Source organism: Paractinoplanes hotanensis (assembly GCF_023717965.1).
Lineage (GTDB): Bacteria > Actinomycetota > Actinomycetes > Mycobacteriales > Micromonosporaceae > Actinoplanes > Actinoplanes polyasparticus.
Genome location: NZ_JAMQOL010000047.1, coordinates 88067 through 107896 on the forward strand (window position 1 = coordinate 88067; position 19830 = coordinate 107896).

A 19830-nucleotide genomic window follows, 5' to 3' on the forward strand; every position below is an offset into this window, starting at 1 on the left:
GCCCCCGGGTCGGCATGGGCTGTCTTTGCCAACACCGATCCGGGGGACCTGCAGCGTGTAATGGAGACCTCGTCCTAATACGACGTGCTGGAGGCTCCGTTCGGCTGGAACACGGCGCGCACACAGCCGTCTTTCTTGTCCTTGAACATCTGATAGGCGCGCGGGCCTTCTTCCAAGGGCATCACATGGGTCGCGAGGTGCTCGGTGGACAGCTCGCCGTCGGCAAGGTGCTGCAGGATCCGCGGGATGTAGCGGTGGCCGTGCTGCTGGGCGCCGCGTACGGTCATGCCCTTGTTCATGATCGCGCCGAAGGGGAACTTGTCGACGAGCCCGCCGAAGACACCGAGGGCGAACAGGCTGCCTCCTTTGCGGCAGGCGTAGATCGCCTCGCGTAGGGCGGTGGGCCGGTCGGACTGCAGCCGCAGTTGCTGTTTGATTTGGTCGTAGAGGTACTGGGGTCCGGTGCCGTGGGCTTCCATCCCGACGGCCTCGATGCACACGTCGGGTCCGCGGCCGCCGGTGCGTTCCTTGAGCTCGGCGACGACACTGTCCTTGGTGTAGTCGAGGGTCTCCGCGCCGATGTGCTGGTGCGCCTGCTCGAGGCGTTCGGGGAGCCGGTCGATGACGATCACCTGCTCGGCGCCGAGCAGCATCGCCGCGCGGGCGGCCATCTGCCCGACTCCTCCGGCTCCCCAGACTGCGACGGTGTCGCCTGGTGTGATGCCGGCGAGGTCTGCCCCGGTCCAGCCGGTGGGGGCAGCGTCGGAGGCGAACAGCGCCGACAGGTCGGAGACCCCGTCGGGGATTGGGAACGCACCGTGGTCGGCGTAGGGGACCCGGATGTACTCGGCGTGGCTGCCGGCGAACCCGCCGAGAGCGTGGCTGTAGGCGAAGCAGCCGCCGATCGCCGATCCCCACATGGTCTCGGTCAGCGCCGGGTTGGGGTTGCCGTTGTCGCACAGCGAGTACAGCTCCTGCGAGCAATACCAGCACTGCCCGCAGGCGATGAACGAGCACACCACCACCCGGTCACCCACCTGGTGTTTCTGCACCGCCGACCCGACTTCGACGACCTCACCCATGAACTCGTGGCCGAGCACGTCGCCGGCGCGCATAGTGGGGATGTAGCCGCCCAGCAGGTGCAGGTCGGATCCGCACGTCGTGGTGAGCCGTACCTTGACGATGACGTCAGGGTCGTTAAGAATCTTCGGGTCGTCGACCGTCTCGACGCTGGTCTCGTTGACTCCAGTCCAGCACAGCGCTCTCACAGCACTCCCTCCCCGCCGGCCCGCTGGGTGGCCGCATCCACGATCGCCCCGGTCGGGGTGTGTGTCCGTCGGCCGTGCGGCGTCGGGTCGACGCGCAGCACCTCTCCGACCTCGATCAGCTGCTTGGCCCGGCGCAGCGCGGCGCGGACCTGCTGACGCGGGTCGTCTCCGGACAGCCGGGCGGTCGCCGAGGCGAGCCCGGTGGGCTCCGGGCTGCGGAGCCGGGCGCGCAGCTCGCTGCCCTTGTCGCCCGGTGCGGCGCGCACCTCGACCTCAATGAGGTCGCCTAGCTCAGCCAGGGGGCCGGGAATGCGGTCGTCGCGCATGACTTCCTTCGGGCTGCGGTTGATGGTGACCGCCCGCCACCGCGACCGCGGTTCAGTAGCCTCACCTGCGCCTCCCGCCGTCCGGCGTTGCAGGTGCCGGACCAGCGCGACCGCGGCGCCGCCGGCGGCCAGGACCGCGGTGCCGGTCACGCGCGGCGTCATCGGGCACCACCGGCGTCGGCGAACATCTTCACGATGGCCGTGCAGAACGCGGGCAGGTCGTCCGGAGACCTGCTGGTGATCAGGTTGCCGTCGGTGGCGACCTCCTCGTCGACCACGGTGGCACCGGCGTTACGCAGATCCGTACGGATGCTGGGAAACGAGGTCAGGGTCCGGCCGGACACCACGCCGGCTTCGAGCAGCGTCCACGGGCCGTGACAGATGGACGCCACCGGCTTGCCGGTCGCGACGAAGTCCCGGACGAATCCCACGGCGGCCGGATCGACCCGCAGCTTGTCCGGGTTGACCGTCCCGCCCGGCAGCAGCAACGCGTCGTAGTCGGCGACCGACGCCGAACGCACCAGCGCATCAACATCGAACGTGCCGGCCGCCTCTAAGTCGTTGTTGCGCGCCTGGATGACCCCGTCGTGCAGCGAGAGCAGCTCGGTGCGCGCCCCTGCCTGGTTCAGCGTCTGCCGGGGCTGTTCCAGTTCCACCCGTTCCACGCCGTCGGCGGCCAGGATCGCCACCCGCTTGCCGTTCAGTTCGCCTGCCATGGTTTCTCCGTTGTGGTCGGGGGGCGGCCGCAGCTGAGCGCGGCCAGATTCTGAAGGCGGTACTGGGGCAGCGCGCCGGCGGGTTCACCGGCTGCACACACCCCGGCATCGCCAGGTAGCCCTGCCCTGTCAGGCGTTGGCCAGGGCCGGCTTGAGCACGACCTTGGTCCAGCCGTCATCGCGGGCGTCGAAGTGGGCGTAGGCGTCGGGCCCCTGCTCCAGCGGCAGCTCGTGGCTGACGATGAACGAGGGGGTGGCCTTGCCGGCGGCGACCAGGTCGCGCAGGCGCCGGTTGTACTTCTTCACCGGGCACTGCCCTGAACCCAGAGTCTGGCCCTTGAACCAGTGCAGGCCGTAGTCGAACGCGATCTGACCCTGCTTCGCGAGCTTGTCCACGCCGCCGGGGTCCTGCGGCACGTACACCCCGACCGAGCCGATGCCGCCGGTGAACCGCACCGAGGCCACCAGCTTGTTCAACGTGTCGTTCGGGTGCTCGGTGCCGTCGGGCTCGTGAGCCTGGTAGCCGACGCACTCACAGCCCCGGTCCGCGCCGAGCCCCATGGTGTGCTCGAGGACGGCCTGCACGGGGTCGACCTTGCTGTCGTCGATCGTGATCGCCCCGATGCTTTCGGCCAGCCGCAGCCGGTCGGGGTGCCGGTCGACGACCATCACCTTGCCGGCGCCCTTGAGCGTGGCCGAGTAGGCGGCCATCAGCCCGACCGGACCAGCCCCGTAGACCACGACCGAGTCGCCGGGGACGACGCCGGCCAGCTCGGTGGCGTGGTAGCCGGTCGGGAAGATGTCGGCCAGCATCACGTAGTCGTTCTCCTTCTCGACCGAGTCCTCGCCTAGACGTAGGCAGTTGTGGTCGCCGTAGGGCACCCGCAGCAGCTCGGCCTGACCGCCGCCGTAGGGGCCCATGTCGGCGAACGCGTACGCCGCCCCGGCCAGCTGCGGGTCCGGCTGAGTGGTCAGGCAGTAGTTGGTGAACCCCCGCTCGCAGTTCTTGCAGAACCCGCAGGAGATGTTGAAGGGCAGCACCACCCGTTCGCCGACCTTGACCTTGTCCACCCCGTCGCCGACCTCGATCACTTCGCCGAGGTTCTCGTGGCCGAACCACCGGCCGGTCTCGAAGTCGGTGCGGCCCTCGTACATGTGCAGGTCCGACCCGCAGATATTCGCGGCGGTGATGCGCACCAGCACGTCGGTGGGACGCTCGATCTTGGCGTCCGGGACCTCCTCAACGCTGACCTTCCGAGGCCCGTCGTACACCAGTGCCTTCATGTCTGCTCCTAACTCAGGTTTGCTCGCCGACCGAGGGGTATCCGCGCGTTGCCGAGGCACCGCGAGCCTCACAAGCGCCAGCAAACCCCGAACCCGTCCTGCGGCGCATCGGCAGAACAACCGACGACGGCATTTGACGTTGCGGCGGACCACGGAGGGGCGACATGCATCGAACAGCCAATGCGGGGCGCATCGCCGTCGAGGTCGCGCGGATCGCGGCAACGCCCGACGAGCCGGCCGAGCGCGCCGCGGCGCTGCTCGAGCCGTTGCACCGGCTGCTGCCGTTCGACGGGGCGTGGCTGGCGCTGTGCGACGAGCAGCGTCGCGGTCACCGCTCGCTGGTCAGCACCGGGTGGGACCGGCCCGCAGCCGCCTACCTGGACGGGCCGGTCCTGGTCGACGAGATCGAGCAACTCGGCATGATCGGCTCCCGCACCCCGCTGCGGGTGGCCGACTTCGCCGCCCCCGCGAGCGAGTTCCGGTCCTGGGCGGAGTGCCTGCTGCCCGCCGGCCTCCGTGAAGGCCTGGGCATGTGCCTGTTCGCCCCCGACGGCCGCCACCTGGGCGTCCTGGGGCTGTTCACCAGCAGCCCCACCATGCCGTCAGACGCCGCCCGCGACCTGCTCGCCGCCCTCGGGCCGACACTAGCCCAGGCGGTCGATCCCCTGCGCACGATCGCGGTGGCGGCTCGGCTGGTGCGCTCCGCGACCGCCGCCGTGATCGTCACCCGGACCGGCGCCGTGCTGGCGCTGCCCGGGCTGCCCGGCCACGCCGCCTTATGTCCCGGCTCGCCGGTCCTGGGCGCGGCCCGCGCACTGCTCGACGGGCCGCACACCTCGTTCCTGCTCGCCGCGCCGGCAGAACCTGGCGGCTACCTGACTGTGACCGTGCTGGACGTGCCCGATCACGCCCCCCGCGATGCGAGCGCGATCGTGGTGCTCTCACCCTGCGGAGACCTGCACGGACTGACCCGCCGCGAGCTCGAGGTCCTCGGCCTGCTGATCGCCGGAATGCACAACAACGAAGCCGCTGAGTGCCTCGGCGTCACCCAGCGCACCATCGCCACCCACATCGAACACATCCTCACCAGGCTCGACGCCGGCACCCGAGCGCTCGCCGCCGTCCGCGCCCAACGGCGCGGGCTGTACATACCGCCTGCACTCCTGCGGCGAGACCAATGCACCTCCTAGGTCGTACCGCCTAACAGACAAGATTGTCACCACTGCTATCCGTCGTCGCGATCTTCTTCACTCATGGGCTTGCGGGTCTGACTCGCTCGCTCACACGCGAGCCGCGCCTGCTCGACTAGCCACTGCGGGTTGCCCCGCAGTTCGGGTTCGGAACGGGCCGGCCATCGCGAACTCTGCGGTGGCCGGATACGAACTCGGTCCGCTGAGCCGCCGCTAAGCACCACCCGAGCTCGGCAGAGCCGTTTCGCGTGAAAGTCTTGGTTCACCGATCAGGGCTTCGCCGACGGATGGGGGCGAAACCGCCAACGACCGGTGAATAGCGCAACCTCGGAATACCGACTCTTCACCAGCAGAGGAAGGTCACCGTCGAGGCGATCGTCGGCGGGATCACTGGCGCCATCGAGGACCCGCGGGCCCTGCTGCTCGGCCGCATCGACGGCCGCGGCCGCCGGCTGCGCTACATCGCCCGGACCGTGCCGCTCGCGCTGAGCCAGCGCCAGGAGATCGCCCAACTGCTCACCACTACGACCGGCGCCCACCCGTGGCCGCAGCCGCTGCCCGCGGCCTGGATCGGCCAGCTCGACCGACGCGAGCCACAGCCCTACGTCCAAGTCGAGCCGTTGCTGATCGCCGAGATCGTGGTCGACCAGGCGTACGACCAGGGCCGATACCGCCATCCCGTCCGGTACCTACGCATCCGCGCCGACCTCAATACTGCTGACGTGGAGCTGTGGCAGCCGTAGGCGATCAGCCACCGTCGCCGAACGATTCGACCACCGAAGGGTCCCGGCCCGGCCACTAGTTGCCGCCTGAACGCAACCGCCGGGTAGAGAGGCGGCGGGGCTGCCGCTGTCCGGCCGCTGGCGGGGGAAGACTCACCCTTGAACCGCCGGGCTCGGATGTGGTCGACCGGAGCGCGAACTGACTGCCGACTAGCCCGATCCGGGAGCTTGAATGACCGCCAAGCTCGTCTCGCAGGCCTCGACGAGAGGTCGCCACAACGGGTGAGGCGTTGCTGGAACGACGATGTGGGCTTGGTGGCGGGCGCGGGTCATGACGACGTACAGCAGTTTGGAGCCCGTGGGGAACGGCGGCCTTTCTCTGCCGTGGTACTCGTCGTCCTGCAATAGCAGGATCGTGGTGTCAGCCTCGCGGCCTTTTGTTTGGTGGAGGTTCATCACCTGGATGGCGCGGGGGCGTTGGTTACCCGCGCCGACTAGCGCGCCGTTGCGGGCCGCTTTGAGTGCCGCGCTGACGTCGTCGAATGTTGAGCCGCCTGCGAGTTGGCCGATCGCTGCTCGCGTTTGGGGCATGGCCCGAGCCCAGGTTTCTTCTCCTCGGGACATTCCGACCCGGGCGTAGGCGCCGGCGACGATGTCCGCGAGTTCCGGGTACTCCGGGCCGTCCGCGGCTGTGCCTGCCTGCCGTAGTTCGCGAGCCAGAGTCAGCAGCCTGGACTCCAGGGCTAAGTTGCTTTTGTCGAGCATCTGAGTGGCCAACGGGGCCAGGCCACCACCTTTGACGCGAGTGTTGGCCGTCACGTAGACGGCCAGCGCGCGTCGGACGTTGGCGCCGTCGATGTTCAGCCCGAATTGGAGAAGGGCATGCTGTGCCGCGATCGCCTCTGCATTGGCCTCGGTGAAGCCGACCTGTTCGTGGACGATGCGTTGCCGCACGAGCAGATCGGACAGCAGGCTGGTGGCCGCCATCGTATGGGTGAAGATGTTGACGGTGTGCTGGCGCGCCCTGGCATCGCGGATGAGAGCCACGACGTGCTCGAAGACGTCGGCCGCCGCCGATCGGGTCACAGTGAGGCGCCCGCCGACGACCGCCTGATGGATCGCGGGGTCATCGAAGTGTCTTTGGCGGGCGGCGTCGGCCGCGGCGGGGAGCACTCCGCTGGGGTCGCGGTGACTGGCCGCGGGTAGCGGCAGGGTGATCGCGCCAGGCAGCGACTTCGCGAGCTCGACGCGACGGGCCGGATTGATCTTCTTCATGTCCTCGTAGATCGCCTGGTTGAGGTCGCCGAGGAAGATCCGGCGAGCCCCAGGGGCGATGAGCTGTAGAAACTCCCACTCGGTGTCGTCGGTGTCTTGGAACTCGTCGCAGATGACGAGGCGGTAGCGGGCCGCGTAGTGCGCGGCGATCTGCGGAATCTGCAGCAATGTCGTGGCGGCCGGCATCAGTTCGTCGTAGGTCAGGCCGACTGGGCCGCCCGGCACCTTCGCCTCGGCGGCACTGAGAACCCCCTGCGGCGCGGGGAAGCCGTGGCGCTCCCCGAAGTCGTTGATCATTCGCCAGGCCATGCCGTGGAACGTGGACACGTCGATCCGAGACAAATATGGGCCGATGACGCCGCCCGCGCGGTCGATCACCTGCGTGACCGCGGTGCGGGAGAACGACATGAACAACACTCGGGCCTGCGGGGGCAGGCGAGTACGCCGTCCGCTGAGGATCGCTGCACGCCGCTGCTCGCCGCGTTCGGTATCGCAGCTGTGCAGAAATTTGCCAGTCGCGGCGGCCGCCGTCGTGGTTTTGCCGGTCCCGGCGCCGGCCAGCACGATCGTTACGGGTGCGGTGCTGTCGATGACGGCTTGTTGGAGCGGCGTCGGTTTATACGTCATGCGACGTCGGTCGCATCCGCGGGCGCCGGCAAGTCCTGGATGTCGACCGTCGTAGGGCCCGGGTACGAGGAGGACGCCGCGGCAGCCACCTGGTCGAGGACGTGGACGATCAGTGGTGGCGGCGTTCCGGTTTCCTCAAAAAGCGCTGCGAGGAACGGCTCGTGCAGCGACTTCTTGTGGAGCCGCGCCCCGACGGCAGCGGCAACGTTGAGATCGGGTTTGCCCGCCGCTGGATCCTCGCTGGTGTAAGTGAGCAGTGCTGCGCTGGCCGCCCGGACGGCGGCGATGCTGGCGCCGGCCAAGAGCGCACCTTCGATGGCAGTCTTCGGGGGCAGCCGGACCACGACATCACAGCTGCTCTCAAGCGCTTTGATCGTCTCGCCTTCGGCTTTGTCCCGGTCGACCAGGCCGATGACCCGGAAGCCGAGCTGGCGGGCCAGATCAGCGACATAAGGGATCTCTCCGATGCCGCCGTCCTGCCCGGTGCCGGCAGCGATGAGACGCACGCCCGCCGCGGACAGCGGCGCACCATGGGGAAGGCGCTGTCGGTCGATGGTCCCGTAGACCACGAGGTCGTGAGGTCCCTCGACGATCGTCACCGTCGGCGAGGTCAGGGCGGGCAGGAGCTGGGTGTGGAGCTGCCGCATCGCGCGGATCTCTGCCTTCTCCACCGGGCGCTGCAGCCGATGGCAGGCGCGTGCGCCGCCGTGGCGGGTCAGCCGTACGAGTTCTTCCGGCTCGAAACTGCGTGCGACCTCGGGGCGGCGGGTGGATAGCCACACCTGTCCGGCGCTGGCCCGGAGTTGAGCCGCGAAGTGCTCGGCGTTCGCGGTGTCCAGCTGATCGCCGAAGTCGTCGGCGAGGATGATGGCGCCGGGCGCTGTCGCCAACATGATGGCCTCGGCGACCCCGAATGCGGCCGCCGCGGTGCTGCCGTGGTTGGTCAGGGCCAGCGGGCCGGCATCGTCCAGATGAACGGTCGGCTGCAACGTCCGCAGTAGGGCCTCCGCGGAGCCGTCGTCCGCGCGAAAGCCCACCTGGGTGGTTCCGATCGGTGTGTCTGCCAGGCTCGCGCCGACGCCACCGCTGGCCAGGGCAACACCGACGGCCTCCGCCACTGCTGCGTGGCCGGACAGTTCCTCGGCGGCGCCAGTGACCTGAGTCCGGAGTTTCTCGAAGGCGCTGCCTGCGGCTTCCGGGTCGAGTTCGTCGATGATGCGCCGTAGCGGTGAGCCCGCGCGAAGCTGCAACGGACGACCTGCGGTGAGCGCGACAACCGGTAGTGCCCGCCGGGTCGCGGCGGGGACTCGGCTGAACGTGCCCACATCAGGATTGCTCGCCAGCGGGAAGTAGACGACCTGTTCCAGGGTCTCGGCGTCCGCGTCGTGGGTCAGCCGGTAGGCGAGGCGCACGCACCACGAGGCGGCCGGCTCGGCTTGGTCTTCAGGTACAGCACACCCATCAACTCCGGCAGGTTCGAGAAAGCCCTCGAAGAGCTGTTCGAGCTCCGGGTCGAGATCGATCAGCGTGACCTCGATGTCTGCGAAGGTCGATGCCTCTGGAGAGGAAGCGGGAGTCTGTGCTGGCAGATCGTGCTCGCCACTCGACGGTTCGGTGCTCTCCGGCTCGCCGATCGCAGAACTTGCAGTAGGGAGCGCAATGCTCTGCCACAGATCAGCCAGAACGGGGTTCGTACGAGTGGACTCCGGTAGCAGTACCCGCGAGAGGGCCGCGAGAATGTCTGAACGCCCTGCCCGGGGTACCCCGACCAGGACTACATGGCCGTCGCTGCGCAACTCCAGGTGTTGCCAGCCGCGGAAGGAGTTGATCACCAGCCTGCTTACGCGCACGCCGTATTCTCCACGATCGAGCGGTAAGCGGCATCCAAAAGCCGGAATTTCATCCGTTCGAGGGCCCATTCCGGCCATCTGCGAGCCATGACACCGCCAGCGACTCGGCTGATTACGGCGGAGACGTGAGCCGCCGCGGTCGCGCAGCTGGTGGACGACAGACTTGCGGACTCTCGGCTGGCTGACCCGGGCGATCACCCGGCCCTATCAGGATGAGCCTGCGCCGCCGCGACCGCGCCAGCAGTCAAGATCCGCAAGTGGTGCCGGGTCTGGCGGACGAAGCCAGCGCCAGCCACGAAGAAAATGTCATAGCCTCGCGTCACTATGAGCCTATGGCCGAAACCGTCGCACCGCTGCCGCGTCGTCGTCGTATCGAGCTGCCGATGCTCGAGGCGCGGAACCGGTTCACGCAGCTCGTACGATTGGCTTCCCTGACCGGCCAAGTCACGGTAGTCACTGATCAAGGGCGCCCCGCAGCCGCGATACTCCCGGCAGGCGCGGCGGTCATCGACGAGCCGTCCGCGGAACCCAACACTCACACGGGAAGTGCCGTAGCTGGCTGGATGCGCCGTATCGAACAAGTCCGAGAGGCGGTCCGCCGCCAACACGCGACGCGGATCAGCGAACTGGAACACGCGCTGACCGACGCCTGGAACATCATCGACAGGGTTGCACCACGAGGGTCAGACCGCGCTGCCGACGAGTTACGCGTCGCCCAACGCGACGTAATGTCCAAGCCGCCACCTGCTGCCAGCTCGCCAGCACGATCGAGCTGAAGTCCATGGCATCGACTTCTCTCGTGGAGACGCCGTTGCGAGTTCTTCCCCCGTGGAATTCGCAACGGCGTCTCGTTCGCCCTGCCCCGGACGGATCGTCCTGCGGAAGGCTCAGCGCGTGGCGTGAAACGCCTCGACGACACCAGTCGGGATCCGGCCCCGGTCGGACACCTCGTGGCCGTTCTTCTTAGCCCACTCCCGGATCGCCTGGTTCTGATCACGGCTGGACCTGCTGGGCTGGGCTGCGGCGGTGCGGGACGTGACACGGCTCGCTGCCGTCCCCCGGCCGATCCTGGTTGCCTTCTCGAGGTAGGGATCGAGGACCTTGCGGAGCTTGCCGGCGTTCTTCTCCGACAGATCGATGGTGTAATTCACCCCGTCGAGCCCGAACTCCACAGTGCGATCGGCGTCGCCGCCGTCGAGATCGTCCGTCAGGACGGTAATGACTTGCTTCGCCATAAATCAACACTCCTGTTTTCACGACCTGTTCGGTCGTCGCCGTATCAACATCCACCATAGTCGTGACGTGCCGACATCCAGCGGGCCGCCACCGGCACTGACCAGGAAAGAGTGCCCGAACGCGGTGAGGCAGCGAAGCGAAAGCCCTCGCTGCCCAAGATCTTGTAACCGCGGCAGACACCGCCAATGCGGGCTACTGCGAAACACCCGCAGACGGGGACCGCACAGACTGCGCCGGCCGCTGACGGCGCTGTCGAGCCACCGAGATCAGCGCAGAGGCGAGCCCGCCCGCCGGCACGGTCACCGGCACACCAGCGCCGTAGACGCTGACCACGCCGCACCGGCGGCAGTACCACGACCGCCGCCAAAGTCCGACCGCCTCGTCGGCCAGGGGACCCATCACCCGGAGGCGACGCTGCCGCGCTCGCAGCACCCAACCACTGCCTGCTGCCACGGCCAGAAAGAACACTGTCCCAAACCACGCCGTACCGTCAGCAGGATCCGACACCGCCAGCAGGAGATTCCACATCACCAGCAGGGCAGACCCGCCGAAGACGATGGCCGGCCCAGTGGCGGCAGGTGGTCGCCTCGGCGCGGCCAACGCACGAGCCAACCCGCTGACCTGGGACACCCGACCGGTGACAGGAACGTCGTAGCCAAACCGGCCGGTCACGCTGCCACGCACCACTCCGGTGGAGTGACCGGCGCGTACTGCGGCCGGCACGCTCACCAACTGATCGAGGCGACGGCACCGCAAGCACACCGCGTCGTGTGCCCGCTGCCGCGGGAGCTGCCTATCGCTCATGCCCATACCTCCATTATGGAACGAAAAGCTCGTTCGGACGCGCGCAATACCGACGAAGCGTCGACCGGGCTGCGCGTAAGCCGGCCCTGAAAAAATCGCTGGCCCTGACCGACTCACGCGCAGCACCAGCAGCCTCAACAACGCTCTCGGACACGGAGCTACGTCAAGCAGCCTCGCCCATCCCTTCGATGAAGGGTGAGATGTTGCCCTTCGTCTTCTTCGCCGCCTTCTTGCGGCCCTTCTTTGCGCTCTGCATGTCCGTGACGGTCCCGTCGGTGAGCCGCTCGTCAAGAGCCTTCAGTCGGGCCTTGTCGCCGCGCGTCAGCCGGTGCCCGTAGACGTCAAACGTCGTCTTGATCGAGGCGTGCCCGATGTGGTGCTGGATGACGAAGAAATCCCACCCGGCGTCAATCAGATACGCCACGTGCGAATGACGTAGGTCGTGGAAACGGGGCCGCTGATGCAGCCGTGTCGTGCATTCGCACGACGAAACGGCCAAGTCGCTGACCCGCCGCACCTTCTTGCCATTACCGACCTTCGCCGGGGTCGGCGGATGAGCTGCACACCGCTGCGCCGCCGCAACGGCCTTATCCCAGTACCTCGACCGGAAATTATTCGCGTCCCACGGCTTACCTCCGGGAGCAGCGAAAACCAGATCACCGCGACGCTTGCCCTTAATCCGTTCGGCCAGCAACGCGGCCACCGTCTTCGGCAGCAAGATGGAACGCCTCGACCGCTCCGACTTTGGCTCGGCGAACGTGCCACCCCGGCGCAACGTCTGCTCGACATAAATGACCGGCCGCTCGCCGCGCAGATCCACAGATCCCACCTGCAGACCGAAGATCTCGCCCATCCGCATTCCCGTCCCCAACGCCACCCGCACGAGATCACGGATCGCGTCCGGGCACGCAGCGACAAGCAGACGCGCCTCCTCGGTCGACAGGAAGCACGCGTTGTACTTGTAGACCTTCGGCAGTCCGTTGCTCCGATGGCCCGGCTGGCGGTCGAGCGGGTTGTCAGGTCGGAACCGCGGGACCGCATCTCGCATGACCATGCTCAGCACAGCCCAATGCTTCTGAACGCCTGCGGGCATCAGATCCGCCGACAGATTCACTTTCCACGGGTCGACGTCCTCGTCCCGGCTGATCTCGTCTACCCGCAGATCACCCAAGACTGGCACCACCCGCCCCCGCAACATGCGGGCGTACTCCTTATGGGTGCTTTCCGCCACGTCGACCTTCAACGTCAGCCACTCATCCACCCAGGCGCCAAGCGTTGGACTGCGCTCCACCTCCTCCCTCTGCTCGTCCTCCGGCTCGTCGTCGACCCTGTCGATGCCCAAGAGCGCGGCGTACACGTCTGTGTCGCTGATCCTGTGGTGACGCGCCTCGGCCAGATCCTTGGCCGCCTGCGCCAGCTTCTCGGTAGCGAACGTGCACGTCTGCCAGTCACCCTTGCGACCCGCACGCCACCGAACCTCGTAAGACCGCCCACGCGGTTTCATAGATGCCATGCCCAGGAAAGTAGGCCGAACAGGTGTACGCATGCGAACACCAACGAGGCATGTCGGCTCCTACTGAGCGTAAGAACCGGCACCCTGAAAACCATCTGACCAGGACTTACTTGCAAACGTGCAGGTCACAGCTTGTATAAGTTCGAACTGGCAGTGTGGGGGTTAGGGGTGGGCAACGAGCAGATATTTGGCTGTCTCGATGATTTTGGTGCGCCGTTTGTGCGCGCTTTTCTCATTCTCGTGAGGGTCTCCGCGGATTCCAAACACTTGACGGAACTATCCTTCTAGCCCAGGTTCCTAGGACGCTTGGGGGCTGTGTTGTTGTCGGCTGATTCGCGGGGGAGGGGGCGGCATGTCTCGGGCTCAGTCCTGCGGCCGGCAGCGACCAATCCAGCTGGGCGAGGTGGCCCGACCACGTGGAATGGTCCTATCAGTCGAGTTCGCTGGGGTCGATTCGAGCTTTGAGCTGGGCATGTTCGGCGAGTAGGTAGAGCAGGTTGGCGCCGTCGATGAGTTCGAGGGGCTTGCCGGAGGCGAATTCGTAGGCGGCGGGGCCGTAGCCGCTGGTGGTGACGAGGATGCCCTTGGAGGCGCCTTCGGTCTGCAACGTACCGTGCAGGTCGCGGACCGCGGACACGTCGACGGTGTTGCGGTAGCGCTTTGCCTGGATGACGACCTTGCCGCCGAAGATCGGCGCACCCACGAGGGTGATGAAGCCTTCAATGCCGTTGCGGCTCTGGGGCTTCGCGGACACCATGCCCAAGAATCAGCGTTGATCCAATCTCTCCCACTGCCATCGAGGTAGCAACCCTCCGTGGCGAGCGACATGCCGGCACAGATCTCGGGGACAGTATCCGCCGGGGACACCGTCTCCGACCGCCGCCCAGAACGCCTTCGCGTCATTCATGTGCCCGCTGCCGGTGTACCAGGCGACGGTCGGATGCTCGGCTCGCAGTGCCTCGAGTCCCGCGGCGGCGAGCCCGTTGCGCTGAAACTCCTCGACGGTGTACGGGCGGTCGGCCCAGCCGATCCCGCAGTATGGGCAGACGATGTACTCCACGACGAACGCCAGTTCGCCGTACAGGTTCGCCTGCCGGCACCGCCAACCGAAATAGCGGCCTGAGTCGGTGTCCTGCCAGGGCGTTGGTAATGTCGGCAGCTGGGTCACGTTGTATCGGGGCCGTTGGTCGATGCGACCACGCGTCAGGTGATACACCGCCGATCTGATCGGGGTCCGGCTCGACCACCGGCCGATATCGGTCAGCGCCTGCTCGCGAAGGCGCCGCAGATCCTGCTCAGGGTCGACGCCCATCCATCCTCCAAGTCGGTCGATATCGGCTGTCGCAGGCGCCGCGGGTCACGTGTGAGATCACCGTCGAAGGGGTTGCTGAATCATCGGTGGGATGCAGGGTCAGCGGCTGTCGGAGCATGTTGGCTGGGTGGAGCGGTCGCGGCTAGGTCGTTGAGCGTGGCGTTCACGACCGGTCTGAACATGTCGACGGTGAACCTGTCCGGTGGATCGCCCAATTCGCGCTGCACGTTCGGGTGCACAAGATTTCGATATTCGCGCAGGAGATGACCGAAGCGCTGGGCGTCTCGCTGTATCCATTTCTGTGCGTGTGCGGTTTCGATGAGTGTGTACAGCTTCCAGTCCTTGGGCGCTTTCTGCGGGTGTGGCAGGCGTACCGCGGCCGCGTCGAGCAGGACACCTTCCAGGAGACTTCCCAGCATGATGATTGCGCTCACCCACGCCCCGTTACGTTCACAGATGCGCGCCTCCTCCAGCCGGCCTTGCAGGATCGCGGCGAGGTCGGGGTCGCACACCAGATCTGCCATCGTGGCGTGCAACGCCACGTCGCCATCGTCCGCGGCTTCGCCACGGACCTGCGTCGCCGGACGGATCGTGGGCCGGCCGAGGTGGTGGGCGACCTCGAGACCCTCGACGGCGAGTAGCCGGTTCAGTTCCTCGGTGACCTCTGCGCTGGCTAGCGGGAGGTGTAGGTGCACGTACTCGCGCCGGTCGGCCAGGCGCTTGACGACGGCCTCAACGGCGCCAGGATGATCGCGGCGGGTCCGCAGCTGATTGGTCAGCCACGCTCTACGCGGTTCCTGAAACCGAGGAACGTTCGGCCATCCGGCCTGCTGCAGCAGTTTCGCCAGCTCGTTTCCGGTGCGTCGGACCGGTAGCCCGTCGCCGTCGCCGCAGGCGATACGGGCGATCTCGGACAGGATGTTGTCGTCGGCACCTTCAAGCATCGGAATCCTCGTGGTCGTCGTCTTCGCTGTCGGGAAGGTTGATCGGCGTCCATGTCTGCGTGCTGTTGAGCGGAGCCGGACGTAGGGATGTCGGGCCGATGCCACGACGGCGTAGCTGTTCCCACAGCGGGGCGAGCGCCGCCTCAGGGTCGAGCAGATAGTCGCTTTCCCGAATACGGACGATTTCCCAGCCGGTCGGCCGGAGTTCTCGTTCACGTTCGATGTCGCGGGCGATGTCGTCCGGCGTCATGGGCAGCGCGGGGGAGTGGCATTCGACGGCAAGCTGGCCGTTGTCGCCGACCACCAGCAGATCGATCGGTCGACCGTAGATCGGATATTGCGGAATGACGGTGAAGTCCTGGCGGCGAAGCTCACCGAAGACGCGTTGTTCGAGCAGCGACTCGAACGGGGTCCTCAGCCGGTCGGTCGGAATCTGGTCCAGGCGTCGGTCCATCAGGAACTTGGCTGGCGGGTTCTGCATGTAGGTCAACAGCGAACGACGCAGATCCGTGGTGCCGAGTTCGTCGGCCGGGACCGAGGTGAAAAGCCACAATTGGTCACGTGCCCGGCTGGCCGCCACGTTGAATCGCTGCCGATCCTTCCTGCTCGTCGCCGGGCTGGGTCTCGTTTTCACCACCATGGACAGCAGAATGACGTCGCGCTCGTCGCCCTGGAACGCTGGAGGATCGCCGACGCGGATGTTGAACCGTTTGCGGTTGGCGTGGCCGATCCGCTCGTCCAGCAGCTGGTCCAGCAGTTTGGTGTGGCGATCGGCGCCGAACATGACGATGACGCCGATGGACTTGTCCTGGTAACGGGGATCTTCGATCAGCTTCTTGATCCGCTCGACGATCTCGGCGGCTTCGGTGTGGTTGCGGATGCTGGTGCCGACCCCGTCCACATCCGCATTTTCCACCGGGATGACCACGAGCGGGTCGAGGCGTTCGGCGCCGAACTGCCGCAGCGGCAGCAACCTGCCCTGGTAAAACTCGTCCGACGACCACCCGATGATCTCCGGCATGCATCGGAAGTGCTCGACAAGGCGCACGACTCGCACCAGATGCGTCGACATGAGTTCGTAGAGGTTGGAGTCCGGGCCGAATCCCTGCCGCAGGTGATCAGGCATCTCCCGCAGGTATGCGTTGGCCATCCGCCAATATGCCGGCAGTTTCTTCGGCGGAACGCCGGGGCTGCACTGCTGGTCATCGCCGACGATGATCGCCCGGGGTGCCAGCCACAGCAGGAAGGTCGAGTCGATCGTCACCTGGCTGGCCTCGTCGACGATCACCACGTCAAAAGTGTCAGGTTCCGCCGGAACATCGCTGGCTACCTCACCGACCGGCATGAGCAACGCGGGAATGGCACGTGACGCGTCCCGCATCGCCGAGCGCAGGCTCTTGAGCCGCTGCGACTTGTAGGTTCCGCCGTCCTTGCCGAACAGGTTGACCGCTGTCCGGAACGCCTGCAGCGCTTTGGACATCGGCACGTCCTTGCGCATGATGAAATGCAGCAACGCTTGTTTTCCGGCCAGTACCTCGGTGACCTGGCGCAACCTCACTTCGACCTCGTCGAGGGCCTGACGACGCTCACGCTCGCGGTGCACACCGGACATGCCGGCCACGTGGGCCGCCGCCCGCGACCAGTTCCATGCGGCCTGCAATTGCGGCATCTGCTGGTCCCAGGCCGTTTCGGAGAAGCCGGCCCGGAGCCGCTCGGCCAAGTCGGGATGCACAGCGGCCAGCCGATCACCGAGCAGACCGCACCGCTGACGCGCCACCTGTCCGTCGTACACGTGGAGAAGGTCCTCGTAGGCCGCGGCGTAGCCGTCGGTGTCCCGGTCCCGCAGCGTTTTTAGCAGGCGGCCGACGATCGGTCCCGGCCGGGCAGAGGAACCTGCAGAAAGCAGCGTGTGCCTGAGCCGCTCCAGCACCTGAGCGGACTGTCCGGCAACGATGACGCGCGACGAGTTGCGCACCAGCCGCACGATCAGGTCCCATCGCTGCGCCGAGTTGATGAGGTATCGCGTGTCCGGCTGCAGGAGGGCCCGCTCGATCGATTGCCGCGCCGCTGCCATGCGCGCCAACGCGGTCAGGCTACTGTGCACGTCCTGAAGCTGGGCCAACTGCAGCCGATGCGTTGCTGTGCCCACGATGATGCCCAGGGCGCGGCACATCTCGACCACCGTGACGCAGGCACCGTCGGTCTGCAGCGCGGCGATCACCGCGTGCACCTGGACGAGCGACGTCGGTGGCATCCCTCCCACGGTGCAGGAGACTAGCAGCTCAGCCGCCTGCGACTGTTCCGGAGACGGGCAGAAACGGCGGACACCTCCACCGCCCTGCAGGTATGCACGCAGGCGTTTGGCCTGCCTCAGCAGCCGGGCGTAGTCCGCCTCGGACAAACCTTCGACAACCCATTCCACGTCACGGTCCCGCGCGGAGGTGACCGTCTGCAGGTGGGCGGCGATCTCGGAGAAGGCGTGCGAGAGGGCCTGCCATGCGGCAGTGTTACGGCGCTGCAACATGTCGATGGCCGCGTTGCGGCGCCAGTCGTCCATGTCCCAGGACGACATCATCTCGGTCAACCCGCACCCGCCGAGCGCGTCGGCAGCCCCATCGACACTGCGCGCGATCTCCTGCAGAACCGGGCCGCTGAGGCTGTTCATCAGCGACTTCGCCTCGTCGAGGTCAGCGCCGAAGATGTGCTCGGCGTCGATGATCGCGCGGACCGCACGCACGACCGTCCGGGGCTGCATGAGGGTTTCCGGATCCGGTACCTCCTGATCGGTCGCCGCGTCTGGCGATGCGAACCTTCTGAGCAGGCCCAGCAGTTCGCCGGCCTCGTCGTCGCTCAACGGCGGCGACGGCGCGCCGCTCGGCACCGGGCCGACCCAGCCGTGCTGGGCACGACCGCGCTCGACCGCAGCGGCGACCTGGGCGGGAGTTCCGCTGTAGCCGTCGATGGACAGCGACCGTGGCTGGTATTCCTCCGCGCGTACATCCCGCAGCGCATCACCCGCCCGCACCAGCCGGTGACGCAGGTCGGCGTGCCGTCGCCGCAAGTCGTCGATCTCCTGACGCAGCACCGCCTCGTTCGTCACCGACGACTGCTCCGACAGGGCGATGAGGGTGCGGTCCAGGTCCTTGCGGCCGTCGGCGGACTTCCCGGTCGCCAGCACCGCCAGATTCCGCACGCTCTCGGGAAGAAGATCGTGCACGACACGCAGCGGCTGCGCATGCTTGCTGGTCACCAGGACCCGCAGGCCGTCGGCGAGCAAAGCGGAAATCAGGTTGGCGATGGTGTGCGTCTTGCCGGTACCGGGCGGCCCCTGCACGACGACCGCCGCATCGGTGCGCAGCTGCTCCACGACATGTCGCTGCTGCTGGTTGGACGCCAACGGCAACAGCGGGTCGGCCAGGATCGCCGGCACCACGGATGAGCCGTCCAGCCATGCCACCCGCTGCTGACTGTCCATCGGTTGCACCAGCTGGGCCAGCCCGAGTGGGCAGCGCGCCTCCGGGCCCTCCAGCGTGCGGGCGATCTGGTCGTAGAAGCCGGCCACCCCGTTGCTCTCCCGCTGCCGCAGAAACAGCGCCGGTGACATGGTCACCAGCAGGCGTCCATCCGGTGCGGGATCCGGTTCCGCCATGACCGGTTCCCACCGCGGCCGAGCCCGCCAATGCCGTTCCAGCCAGGCATGAAGCCAACGCTCGACCTCCGGCGACAGCGGGTCGAGTCCGCCGGGCGCGCCCAACGGCGGGCCGGCCCTGGCGGCGATGTACCCGTCGTTGAGATCGAGGGCGTCCTCGTCCGCACGATGCAGTCCGTCGACCAGGGCCAGCCGGATGATGTCGTGGTCCGCATCGACCTCGGCCTCGACCTCGGCGACCAGGACGTGTTGGCGCAGCAGCCAGCGCCCGGAATCGAAGAGGCTGACCAGGCCGACGCCGAGCACCAGCTCCTGATCCTCCTTCAGGGCCTTGCCGATCAGATCCTGCAGACTCGCGTACGGATCAGCGGCCGCCGGCGCAGCCTGCGCCGCGGCAGCCCATTCCCGCCACAGCGGATCCCACCCGTGCATCGCCCGCACGACCTCGTCCGGGTAACCGGATCCCGGCCCGGTTTTGTCAATTTGACGCAGCGACGGCCCCTCGCCCCACGGGTTTGTGAGGTCCATGTCCGCACTGAGCCAGCCATCCAGCAGCGGGGGAGGCACGGGAAAAGGATCCGGTGGCTGCCGCTCGACCGCCAAGAACACGTCGTCGGCCTGGCTGCGAAGCGGCATCAGGTCGTTCAGCCAGATCGGGGAAGCATCCTTGAGCGCGTCCCGGGCACCAGGACGAGCGTTGCGGTTGACAAACCTCAGGTAGGTCACGAGGCGACGAGTCTGGTCGATCAGGTCAGGATCGGTCGGTGACATCACGTCTGGCACGCAGCCCTCCTCGCAGCCCAGCTATACAGACTGTGCGAAGGCCGCCACTGATCGCAACGGCATGGGCATGAATGAATCGGCCGATCGGCAGAACCGTCACGCGGGGAAGCCATGATCGCAGCGCCCCTCGGACTGAGCCGCTTGTCATCGAGGAACCGAGCCGAGACTCGAGGTTCGAGGAACCACGAACTCGCCCGGCCCAGCGGGAGGCCGAGCGCCACGAGGCGAACCTTCAGGCGCTACGAGAACGACAAACCGTCGCACTCCGATTGCGATCCGTGCCGTTACCGCCGAGACCGGGCGCGTGCCATGGTCGCTGCCGGCCGACTTC

General features: G+C 67.2%; 15 protein-coding genes. 3 read left to right on the forward strand and 12 right to left on the reverse strand.

Annotated features, from left to right (window positions below; all coding sequences use genetic code 11):
- Positions 1-74: 74 nt before the first annotated feature.
- The 4 genes from LXN57_RS32310 to LXN57_RS32325 form a co-directional block, all read right to left on the reverse strand.
- Positions 75-1268, reverse strand: coding sequence for a zinc-dependent alcohol dehydrogenase (locus tag LXN57_RS32310; protein ID WP_251801977.1), 1194 nt, complete (start codon positions 1266-1268; stop codon positions 75-77).
- Positions 1265-1756 carry a hypothetical protein gene (locus LXN57_RS32315; RefSeq protein WP_251801978.1) on the reverse strand — a complete coding sequence of 164 codons (492 nt, stop codon included), beginning with the start codon at positions 1754-1756 and terminating at the stop codon, positions 1265-1267. The genes LXN57_RS32310 and LXN57_RS32315 overlap by 4 nt, the downstream gene beginning before the upstream one ends.
- A complete protein-coding gene (locus LXN57_RS32320) occupies positions 1753-2310 on the reverse strand; it encodes a type 1 glutamine amidotransferase domain-containing protein (protein ID WP_251801979.1) in 558 nt (185 codons plus the stop codon). The genes LXN57_RS32315 and LXN57_RS32320 overlap by 4 nt, the downstream gene beginning before the upstream one ends.
- 129 nt (positions 2311-2439) lie before the next feature.
- Positions 2440-3594 (reverse strand): glutathione-independent formaldehyde dehydrogenase, encoded by a 1155-nt coding sequence (locus LXN57_RS32325; protein ID WP_251801980.1) that lies wholly within the window; start codon positions 3592-3594, stop codon positions 2440-2442.
- A 164-nt stretch (positions 3595-3758) separates the two neighbouring features.
- Between LXN57_RS32325 and LXN57_RS32330 the strand changes: the two genes are divergently transcribed.
- Together LXN57_RS32330 and LXN57_RS32335 are read left to right on the forward strand one after the other, a co-directional pair.
- Positions 3759-4784 carry a helix-turn-helix transcriptional regulator gene (locus tag LXN57_RS32330; protein WP_251801981.1) on the forward strand — a complete coding sequence of 342 codons (1026 nt, stop codon included), beginning with the start codon at positions 3759-3761 and terminating at the stop codon, positions 4782-4784.
- Between the two features lie 473 nt (positions 4785-5257).
- Positions 5258-5527, forward strand: coding sequence for a hypothetical protein (locus LXN57_RS32335; protein WP_251801982.1), 270 nt, complete (start codon positions 5258-5260; stop codon positions 5525-5527).
- Between the two features lie 189 nt (positions 5528-5716).
- Here LXN57_RS32335 and LXN57_RS32340 read toward each other — a convergent pair whose 3' ends face one another.
- Entirely contained in the window at positions 5717-7408 is a 1692-nt protein-coding gene (locus tag LXN57_RS32340) for a UvrD-helicase domain-containing protein (protein ID WP_251801983.1), read from the reverse strand.
- A complete protein-coding gene (locus tag LXN57_RS32345; protein ID WP_251801984.1) occupies positions 7405-9240 on the reverse strand; it encodes a hypothetical protein in 1836 nt (611 codons plus the stop codon). The genes LXN57_RS32340 and LXN57_RS32345 overlap by 4 nt, the downstream gene beginning before the upstream one ends.
- Before the next feature lie 230 nt (positions 9241-9470).
- Here LXN57_RS32345 and LXN57_RS32350 point away from each other — a divergent pair, with 230 nt between their 5' ends.
- Positions 9471-10034: a type II toxin-antitoxin system prevent-host-death family antitoxin gene (locus LXN57_RS32350; RefSeq protein WP_251801985.1), complete on the forward strand. Its 564-nt coding sequence runs from the start codon at positions 9471-9473 to the stop codon at positions 10032-10034.
- Between the two features lie 111 nt (positions 10035-10145).
- Here LXN57_RS32350 and LXN57_RS32355 read toward each other — a convergent pair whose 3' ends face one another.
- The 6 genes from LXN57_RS32355 to LXN57_RS32380 all read right to left on the reverse strand — a co-directional run bounded on the left by LXN57_RS32355 (position 10146) and on the right by LXN57_RS32380 (position 19499).
- Positions 10146-10493, reverse strand: coding sequence for a histone-like nucleoid-structuring protein Lsr2 (locus tag LXN57_RS32355; protein ID WP_251801986.1), 348 nt, complete (start codon positions 10491-10493; stop codon positions 10146-10148).
- A gap of 968 nt (positions 10494-11461) precedes the next feature.
- Positions 11462-12811 (reverse strand): tyrosine-type recombinase/integrase, encoded by a 1350-nt coding sequence (locus tag LXN57_RS32360; RefSeq protein WP_251801987.1) that lies wholly within the window; start codon positions 12809-12811, stop codon positions 11462-11464.
- Between the two features lie 430 nt (positions 12812-13241).
- A complete protein-coding gene (locus LXN57_RS32365; RefSeq protein WP_251801988.1) occupies positions 13242-13568 on the reverse strand; it encodes a restriction endonuclease in 327 nt (108 codons plus the stop codon).
- A 9-nt stretch (positions 13569-13577) separates the two neighbouring features.
- Positions 13578-14123: a hypothetical protein gene (locus LXN57_RS32370; RefSeq protein WP_251801989.1), complete on the reverse strand. Its 546-nt coding sequence runs from the start codon at positions 14121-14123 to the stop codon at positions 13578-13580.
- Between the two features lie 80 nt (positions 14124-14203).
- Positions 14204-15067, reverse strand: a complete 864-nt coding sequence (locus LXN57_RS32375) for a hypothetical protein (protein ID WP_251801990.1) — start codon at positions 15065-15067, stop codon at positions 14204-14206.
- Positions 15060-19499 carry an AAA domain-containing protein gene (locus LXN57_RS32380; protein ID WP_251801991.1) on the reverse strand — a complete coding sequence of 1480 codons (4440 nt, stop codon included), beginning with the start codon at positions 19497-19499 and terminating at the stop codon, positions 15060-15062. Before LXN57_RS32380 ends, LXN57_RS32375 begins: the two co-directional genes overlap by 8 nt.
- Positions 19500-19830 lie beyond the last annotated feature (331 nt).